General features: G+C 70.1%; 9 protein-coding genes. 3 read left to right on the plus strand and 6 right to left on the minus strand.

Annotated elements, in window-relative coordinates:
• Positions 1-151 precede the first annotated feature (151 nt).
• From OK17_RS13520 to lspA, 3 genes are all read right to left on the minus strand, one after another.
• Entirely contained in the window at positions 152-1,558 is a 1,407-nt protein-coding gene (locus OK17_RS13520) for a serine/threonine-protein kinase (RefSeq protein ID WP_461417742.1), read from the minus strand.
• 88 nt (positions 1,559-1,646) lie between these two features.
• Positions 1,647-2,573, minus strand: coding sequence for an RluA family pseudouridine synthase (locus OK17_RS13525; protein WP_232718196.1), 927 nt, complete (start codon positions 2,571-2,573; stop codon positions 1,647-1,649).
• A complete protein-coding gene (gene lspA / locus OK17_RS13530) occupies positions 2,566-3,216 on the minus strand; it encodes a signal peptidase II (RefSeq protein WP_461417743.1) in 651 nt (216 codons plus the stop codon). Before lspA ends, OK17_RS13525 begins: the two co-directional genes overlap by 8 nt.
• Before the next feature lie 40 nt (positions 3,217-3,256).
• On the opposite strand from lspA, the gene OK17_RS13535 reads away from it, so the two are divergent.
• Positions 3,257-4,201 (plus strand): hypothetical protein, encoded by a 945-nt coding sequence (locus tag OK17_RS13535; protein ID WP_461417744.1) that lies wholly within the window; start codon positions 3,257-3,259, stop codon positions 4,199-4,201.
• 37 nt (positions 4,202-4,238) lie between these two features.
• Here the strand turns inward: OK17_RS13535 and OK17_RS13540 are convergent, their stop codons facing one another.
• Positions 4,239-4,718 (minus strand): hypothetical protein, encoded by a 480-nt coding sequence (locus OK17_RS13540; protein WP_461417749.1) that lies wholly within the window; start codon positions 4,716-4,718, stop codon positions 4,239-4,241.
• A gap of 238 nt (positions 4,719-4,956) precedes the next feature.
• On the opposite strand from OK17_RS13540, the gene OK17_RS13545 reads away from it, so the two are divergent.
• Complete coding sequence (locus tag OK17_RS13545; RefSeq protein WP_461417745.1) at positions 4,957-5,970, plus strand: asparaginase; 1,014 nt, start codon at positions 4,957-4,959, stop codon at positions 5,968-5,970.
• 25 nt (positions 5,971-5,995) lie between these two features.
• Here OK17_RS13545 and OK17_RS13550 read toward each other — a convergent pair whose 3' ends face one another.
• The gene (locus OK17_RS13550) at positions 5,996-7,507 is read right to left on the minus strand and encodes a DNA polymerase IV (RefSeq protein WP_461417750.1); all 1,512 of its coding nucleotides are present in this window, start codon (positions 7,505-7,507) and stop codon (positions 5,996-5,998) included.
• 99 nt (positions 7,508-7,606) lie between these two features.
• Positions 7,607-8,062, minus strand: a complete 456-nt coding sequence (locus OK17_RS13555; protein WP_461417746.1) for a nitroreductase/quinone reductase family protein — start codon at positions 8,060-8,062, stop codon at positions 7,607-7,609.
• A 118-nt stretch (positions 8,063-8,180) separates the two neighbouring features.
• On the opposite strand from OK17_RS13555, the gene OK17_RS13560 reads away from it, so the two are divergent.
• On the plus strand, positions 8,181-8,876 hold the full coding sequence (locus tag OK17_RS13560) for a TetR/AcrR family transcriptional regulator (RefSeq protein ID WP_461417747.1): 696 nt from the start codon (positions 8,181-8,183) through the stop codon (positions 8,874-8,876).
• Positions 8,877-8,953 lie beyond the last annotated feature (77 nt).

Consider the following 8,953-nt stretch of genomic DNA (forward strand, 5'->3'; position numbering starts at 1 on the left):
GGGGGTGAGCTCGAGGGCAGACGCGCGGTGCCCGAAAACCGCCCCTGCAATCCACCCCTGTGATGCACCCTCCAGGAGACGGCCGGCGACGATATGTCGTCGATGGCGCTGTCCAGGGTCCTTTTCAGGGGCGGATTTCAACGCGCCGGCACTAGAGGGCCACGACGAACACGAGAACGATCAGGATCAGCAGCACGGCCGCCACCCCGGCCAGCACCACGGGCAGGCGGTTCGGATTCGACCGGCTGGGACCGCCGGAGGACACGGTCCCGCCCGGGAACGGTGGAACGCCCGGGGGCCGGCCCATCGGACCCGACCCCGCGGCGCGGAGGTGATCGTTGGTCTGGCGGTGCGGCCCGGACGGCGGGTGCTGCCACACGGCGGGGTCCGCGCCGGTCGCCGGGCGCGACGGCACCTGCCCTTGGCGCCGTGCGCTGTCGGGGCCGGCGCGGCCCGGGGTCGGCCGCGGTGCGGCCCGTCGCGTGGCCTCCCCACCGGGCGGGGTCGGCGACGGTCCGCGGTACGCCGGACGTCCCGGCGCCGGAGACCGGGGCGGAGACGGGGGTGGTCCCGGCCGACGGGTCGCCGGCGTCGAGGCGGGATGGTTCCGTGACACCGGGCGCGGCGAGGGTCCGCGCACCGTGACGGCCTCGGCGTCGGGTACCGGCGGCGGTTGCACGGGCCGAACGCTCGCCGACAGCGCCCCGGCGAACTCGCGACAGTTCGCGAACCGCTCCTCCGGCGTCTTCGCCATCGCCCTCGAGATCACCGCGTCGACCGCCGGCGGCAGGCCGGGTACGAGTTCGGACGCCCGCGGCACCGGCTCCTTGAGATGCGCGCCGATGACCGCCCCGGTGTCGCGATCGTCGAACGGCACCCGGCCGGTGAGCAGATGGAAGGTGGACGCCGCCAGGGAGTACTGATCGCTGCGGCCGTCGAGCGTCCGCCCCATGAGCTGTTCGGGTGAGGCATACGACAGGGTCGCGAGCACGGTGCCGACCGACGTCAGGGCCTCGGTCTCGTCGGAGATCTTGGCGACGCCGAAGTCGGTCAGCAGCACCCGCTGCTCGTCGACCGGCGAGTCGTCGTCGACCTCGGCGAGCAGGATGTTGCCGGGTTTGACGTCGCGGTGGGTGAGCCCGCGCCGGTTGGCGTGGTCGATACCTCGGGCCACCTGCGACACGATGTGCGCGACCCGCGTCGGCGTGAACCGTCCGATGTCGTGCAGTTCGCGGGCACAGTCGGTGCCCGGCACGTACTGCATCGCGATCCAGAGCAGATCGGACTGACCGGATTTCGACGCGACGGGCACCGTCGCCCGGCCACGGTTGAAGACGGTGACGATGTTGGGGTGGTCCAGCGTCGCCGCCACCTCGGCCTCGCGGAGGAATCGGCGTCGAAAGTTGTTGTCGGTCAAGCCCGCCGAGTCCTTCAGGACTTTCAGGGCGTCGTACCTGGGGAGCTCGGGGTGCCGGGCGAGGAAGACAGCGCCCATCCCGCCGCTGCCGAGGAGTCGCTCGACGCGGTACCCGGCGATCACGGTTCCAGGCTCGAACACTCTCTCAATCTAGGCGAGTTGCCGGGTGATGTCGCCGGTTGACCACCGAACGAATGCCGTCACCACCGGCGCGGATCCGGCAAGTCGGTCAGGTGTCGCGCAGTACGTCGAGCGCGTGCTGGAGATCCTTGGGGTACTCCGAGCTGAACTCGACCATGCGGCCGTCCGCGGGGTGGGCGAAACGCAGCGTCCGCGCGTGCAGCCACTGCCGTTCGAGACCGAGTTTCTTCGCCAGGACCGGGTCGGCACCATAGGTCGGGTCACCGCAGCACGGATGGTGCAGCGCCGAGAAGTGGACGCGGATCTGGTGTGTGCGACCGGTTTCCAGGTGGACGTCCATCAACGACGCCGCGGCGAACATCTCGAGGGTGTCGTAGTGGGTGATGCTCGGCTTGCCGTTCGCGGTCACCGCGAACTTCCAGTCGTTGCCCCGGTGACGGCCGATCGGCGCGTCGATGGTGCCCGACGGCGGATCGAGATGCCCCTGGACGAGGGCGTGATAGCCCTTGTGGACGGTCCGCTGCTTGAATGCCCGCTTCATCAGCGTGTAGGCGCGTTCGGACACGGCGACGACCATGACCCCGGATGTCCCGACGTCGAGCCGATGGACGATCCCCTGACGCTCGTGCGCGCCGGAGGTCGAGATCCGGAAGCCGGCGGCGGCCAGCGCGCCGATGACGGTGGGGCCGCTCCAGCCGAGCGACGGATGGGCGGCCACGCCGACCGGTTTGTCGACGACGACGATGTCGGAGTCGTGGTAGATGACCTCGAGGTCCTCGACCGGGGTCGGCTCGACCCGCAGCGGCTCGTCGGGCTCGGGCAGCGTGACGTGCAGGAGGGTCCCCGCAGCGAGCTTGTGCGACTTGCCGACGACGACGCCGTCGACCATGACGTCGCCCTCCTCGGCAAGGGTCGCCACGACCGTCCGCGACAGACCCAGCATGCGGGAGACCCCGGCGTCGACGCGCATACCGTCGAGTCCGTCGGGCACAGGTACGACACGTGATTCACGCATGGGCACTGCCCCCGTCTTCGCTGTTGTCGTGCTTGTTCCGGCGGGCTGCCCACCCGGTGCGACTGCCGTCGTAGTCGAAGCCGAGTGCCGAGAGCACCACGAGGAGGATCGCCCCGCAGACGACCGCCGAGTCGGCGATGTTGAAGACCGGCCACCAGCCGACCGAGATGAAGTCGACGACGTGGCCCTGCAGGGGTTCCGGGGCCCGGAAGACGCGGTCGATCAGGTTGCCGATCGCACCGCCGAGCACGAGAGCCAGGCCGACCGCCCAGCCCCAGGACTTGAGCCTGCTGCTGTATCGGATGATGACGGCCACGACGACCAGCGCGATGATCGTCAGCACCCACGTGTACCCGGAGGCCAACGAGAAGGCGGCCCCACTGTTGCGCACGAGCCGCAGGGTGACGACGTCGCCGATGATCTCGACCGGGCGCTGCGGGTCGAGCGTCGCGACGGCGATGGTCTTGGTCAGCAGGTCCAGCCCGATCACGACGAGCGCGACGCCGAGGACGGCTGCGGTCATCTTCGAGAAGCGTCGTGCGGGGGTCGCGTCGTCCGATCGGACTCGATCGCGGTCGGCGTCCGGAGATTCGGCGCCGTGCGGATCCGCGTTGCCGGAATCCGTCAGGGGTTGGTCATCCACAGCCTCATTGTCCACGACCCGTCGAATACGCTGGCTACCCGTGTCCTCGCATCGTCGTGTCCTCCGGTCCGTTGTCTCCTCGTGCGCCGTCGTCACGGCGGTGTCCGTGCTGGTCGCAGGGTGCTCGTCGGGGCCCGACGACACTGCGGGCGCCAGTTCGTCGACGGTCGCCGGTTGCGCGAACGAATCGCCCTCACGAGCGGCCGGAGCGGCGCCGGTGCCGATCGCGGGGGCGACGGTCACCCTGGTCGACCCGGGCGAGGGTGAGCGCCGCGTGGCCGCACCCGCTCCCGACACCTCGTCCGCGCAGAGCGTGACGCTGGTGACGACCTCCGATGTCGCCTCACCGGGTTCGGCCGACGCCGAAACCGTCGAGACCCCGATGACCGTGCGGTTCTCGTGCGCCGAGAAATCGGAGCTGGAACTCGACCTGGGCACCGTGACGTCTCCGGACGCATCCCTCAACGGGCAGCTGCCGGCGATGACGGGCACGAAGGCCGTACTGACCACCGGTCCCGGACTCGCGCCCGTGGCCTTGCGTCTCGCCCCTCCCGAGCAGGCGGGCCAGGAAGCGCGCCTTGCCGTCGAACAGTCCCTGGTGACGGCGTTGAACACCTCCATCGCGCTGCCGACCGAGCCGATCGCGGTGGGTGCGCGGTGGCGCACCGAACGCGTCATCTCGGCGGCCGCGACCGTCACGCAGACGATCGACGCCCGGTTGTCGGCCTGGGACGGCAACCGTTTGACCATCCAGTTCTCCGCCGAGGAGACCCCGGTGAACTCGGTCTTCGCCATCCCCGGTGGCAGCGACACCCTCACCATCAGCCGATTCAGCTCCGAGGGCGGCGGCAGCGTCGAGATCGACCTCACGCGCGGGCTGCCGGTCGGGGGTCAGCTGACATACACCGGTGCGCGCGAGCTGGTCGGGGCCGATCCGTCGCGGCCCCTGGTACAGAAAACCGGGTTGTCCGTCACCTGGCGGTGAGGACAACCCGGCTTCCCGGTCTATCGAGTCGCCAGGACTAGGCGGCGCACATGGGGCTCTTGACCTGGTACAGGCCGAGCAGGTTGCACACGGTCTCCTGGGAGAGCTTCCAGCGGCCGTCGTCGAAGACGATGGTCGACTCGGCGTTCGTCGGCGGGTTGCCGGCGGTTTCGATGCGGACCTTGACGCGGGCCTTGTTCGGGCCGGCGCTGATGACCGGGTTCACCAGGACCCAGTCGACGTCGGAGTTCTCCGCGCGGGCCTTGACCAGCTGGTCGAAGATGGCCGGGTCCTTCTCCGAACCCTCGACGAGGACGATCTTGTCCTTGCTCGGGATCTTCGGGTCGACGGCGGTGTCCACGAGCTCGTTGAGAGCGGCGATCGACGGCGGCTTGCTGCCGTTGGTGATCTCGGATTCGGTGTCACCACCGGCGGCACCGGCGTCAGCGGTGCTGGTCAGGGTCGGGGCGGGCGGTGCGTCGCTGTCGTCGCCACCGCACGCTGCGACACCGGTCATCAATGCGGCCGCGATCATGGTCGCGCCAAGAAACTTCCGATACTTCAACGATCTCCCTCACTATGTCTGTGGACGTGGGTGCGCCGGGGCGCTCTCCCATGACTCGCCGATGGGGTCTGCCGGGGCAGGCCCCGGCGACAACCCACACCACTATGCCAAACGCAGCGCGATGATCCGGGTTCCACGCCGCGGCGACGACGCTTGACGCCCGGGCTGCCTGCCGTGAGGCTTGACGACCATGTCCGCTTCTCCCCCGCCCGGCCCGTCGACGACCGTGCTGATCACCACCGGCGGCACCATCGCCGCCCAGACCACGGACGACGGTGCCGTGCCCGCGCTCGGCGCCGACGACCTGCTGTCGGCAGCATCGAACACCGGAGCCAACAACACCGGAGCCGCGAACACCGGAGCAGCGGACAGCGGGGACACCGGGACGGGCGCTGTCCGCACCGTCGACCTGATGTCGGTGGACAGTTCGGCGATGACGGTGGCCGATCAGTTCGCGGTGGTGCGGGCGATCGCCGACACCCTCGTCGACCCGGAGGTCGCCGGGGTCGTGGTCACGCACGGCACCGACACGATGGAGGAGACGGCGTTCCTCGCCGACCTGTACTGCGCCGACGAGCGGCCGGTCGTGTTCACCGGGGCCCAGTTGCCGGCCGACCGACCCGATGCGGACGGTCCGATCAACCTCGCCGCCGCGCTGGCCGCGGTCCGCGATCCCACGCATCGGGGCCGCGGCGTCCTGGTCGTCGCCGGGGGTCGCGTCCTGCCTGCGCGCGGGCTGTTCAAGGTGTCGACGTCGGACGCGGTGGCCTTCGACTCGGTACGCACCGACCTGCCGCGTCCGGTGCTGACCGACGGCATCCCGCTCGGCCGGACCGCCCGGGTCGACCTCTTCGCGCTGTATCCCGGGGTGTCCCCCGGGCTGATCGCGGCCGCGGTCGCGCAGAACGCCGCGGGCATCGTGCTCGCCGCGACGGGCTCGGGCAACACGCACCCGGACATCACCGCCGAGGTCGCGCTCGCCGTCACCCACGGTGTGACCGTGGTGGTCACCAGCCGGGTCCCCTACGGCGAGGTGTCGGCGACCTACGGCGGTGGCGGCGGCGCCGTCGATCTGCATCGTGCGGGCGCGATCGTGTCGCCGTGGCTGCGTGCGCCGCAGGCCCGCATGGCACTGATCGCGCTCCTCACCGCGAAGGCGAGTGCCGAGACGATCGCCGAGTTCTTCTCCGCCTCCGGGAAGTGAAGTCGCACAGCTGATCCCGGTGCGTTCACTCGTCGTCGGCGCCGAGGTCCCATTCGAGACTGTCGAGCGGATCGGCGGGCCGTAGGTCGGGATCCTCGACACCGAAGGTGCGGGTACGCCCGGGTCCGGTGGTGCGCGTCTCGAAGCGGACGGTGACGACGCCGTGCCCACTCCCCTGCACCCATCCGTGACCGAACTCGGGGTGGGTCACGTCGGCACCCGGCGCGAACGGCGCGCGACTCTGCGGATTGCCGCCCGGGGCGAAGCGCACGGGTTCGGGTGACTCGGCGTCGACGGTCGGATCGTGCACGGTCTCGGACACCTCCACGATGTCGCCGGATTGCGACGACGCCGCCGCGCCACCCGCGGACGCGGTGTCGTGGTGGGTCGTCTCGTCCGGCGCGGCGTCGAGGTCGTCGAACAGCGCGTATTGCTGCACCGCACTGAGACCGGAGAAGCCCACGCCCACAAGACGGATTGCCCCGACAGTGCGCGGATCGAGGGCGAGACGCTGGGCGGTGCGTTCGAGATCGTCGAAGTCGGTGGTGGCGGCGGCGGTGGTCGCCGACCTCGTGAGGATCGACATGTCGGAACGTTTGAGCTTCAGCACCACCGTGCGCGCGCCGCGCCCGTCCTTGAGCAGCCGACGATGCGCGTCGGTGGCGGCCTTGCGGATCGCTTTGCGCAGTTCGTCGAGGTCGACGATGTCCTCGGCGAAGGTCGACTCCGCGCTGATCTGTTTGGCCGAGGCGCGTTCGGCGACCGGCCGGTCGTCGATCCCCTGGGCGAGCCGATGCAGAGCGGGTCCGACGGTGGCGCCGAGCACCGATGCGACCTCGACCGTCGACATCCGCGCGAGGTCTCCGATGGTGTCGATTCCCAGCCGTGCGAGGCGATCACCCGAGACCGGCCCGATGCCCCACAGTTTGCGGACGGGCAGTCCGTGCAGGAACTCGATCTCGCCCGACGGCGGGATCACCATCACGCCATCGGGTTTCGCCATCCCCGAGGCGATCTTGGCGAGTTGCTTGCCGCTGCCGAATCCGACGGACGCGGCAAGTCCGCATTCGGTGCGGATGCGGGCGCGCACCTGCTCGGCGAAGTCACGCGCCTGCGCCACGGTCGCCCCGGCGAGTTCGGCCGGTTCGGCGAACGCCTCGTCGAAGGACAGTGTCTCGATCACCGGAACCGCCTCGCGCACAATACGGAACACCCGCTTGCTGACCTTGCCGTAGACCGCGCCGCGCGGGGGCACCACGACGCCGGTGGGGCCGATGAGGCGTCGGGCCTGATGCATCGGCATCGCCGACCTCGCCCCGAACACCCGGGCCTCGTAGCTCGCTCCGGCCACCACTCCCCGGCCGCCCGAACCGCCAACAAGCACCGGACGGCCGCGCAGCGTCGGGCGGGTGAGCTGTTCGACCGAGGCGAAGAAGGCATCCATGTCGAGGTGCATCACCCAGCGTGCGCCGCGTTCGGAGTCGGCCCCGGCCGGTGCCCCGGCCGATCCTCCGCTCGTTCCACGGCTGCCGGACATCCACCGTTCGGGTACGGATGTTCCGTCCGCGATCGTCGAGTCGGAATCCGGGCTCACCACCCGTCCGAGTCTAGTGAGCCGACGTGGTGGGGAGATCGGTCAGCCGGCGGACGTGATCGCGAAGACCGGGATCGACCCGGCGTGTGCGGCGAGGTCGGCGTCGGACGGCTTGGCGTCGAGCCCCTCGGGCAGGAATCGGCCGACCTCCCAGCCCCACTTGCGCAGGTACTCGCCGATGATCGGCGGACGCCGGTCGGGGTCGACCTCCGTGAGTGCCACCACGGTCCGGCGGCGTCCGCGCCGGAGCTCGACGGTCTCGGCGGCGCGTGCGTTCCGGGCCCACTGGGTGTTGCCGCGTGGCGACACGAGGTACTCCCCGCCGTCGTATCGCAGGACGTTGACCGGGACGGTCTGCAGCTTGCCGGTCCGGCGGCCGGGAACGGTGAGGTTCTGCGCACCGGCGAGGTTCACGCCGTGATCGGCGAGCCAGCGGACGGTGCGATTGAAGACGTTGTCGAACCCCTCGGGAGCGCGGTAGTGGATTGTGCCGGTCATCGCGGTGAGCCTTTCGTGATCGTGGACTTTTCGAGAGCGCCGCTCTCGTTTTCTGAGTTTGCACCCACCCGCGCAGGAAATCAAGAGCAGTGCTCTCGAAATGTGAAAGGATCGGATCATGGCGACCGGACGAAGCCGCGCAGAGAATCGCGCGATGATGACCGACGAGATTCGCAGACTGGCGCGCAAGCACCTGGCCACGTACGGCGCCGCCGGATTGTCACTGCGCGCGATCGCCCGTGAGATGGGCGTCGTGTCCTCGGCCGTCTACCGGTACGTACCGAGTCGCGACGACCTGCTGACGATGCTGCTCGTGGAGGCGTACAACGACGTCGGCGACGCCATCGACGCGGCGGTGGCGGTCGTCGAACCAACCCAACGCCGGGAGCGACTGCTCGCCGCCGCGGAGGCCGCCCGGGCCTGGGCACTCGCCGACCCGGCCCGCTGGGCACTGCTCTACGGCAGCCCGGTCCCCGGCTATGCCGCGCCGGGCGAGGAGACGATGGTGCCGGGCACACGCATCCCGGCCCTGCTCCTGCGCGAGTGTGCGGCCGCCTGGTCCGAGGGACTGCTCCGCGACGACCTACCCACCCCCACCGCCGGGGTCGCCGGCGACATGGCCGCCATCCGCGACGAGTTCGGCATCGACGCCCCGGACGACGCCATGGCCGCGTCGACGACCCTCTGGGCGGTCCTCGTCGGCGCGATCAGCCTGGAGACCTTCGGCCAATACGGCAAGGACACCTTCACCCATTCCGCCGACCTGTTCCGGTCGCAGATCGAGCTGACGTTGTCGGGGTTGTTCCAGAGTTAGCTCCACTCCGGTTAAGCGCCCAGATCCAGACTGCCGAACCTCAACTCCGACCGGCAGACGTCGATCGAAGTCTGCCG

The organism is Gordonia sp. GN26 (assembly GCF_054823965.1).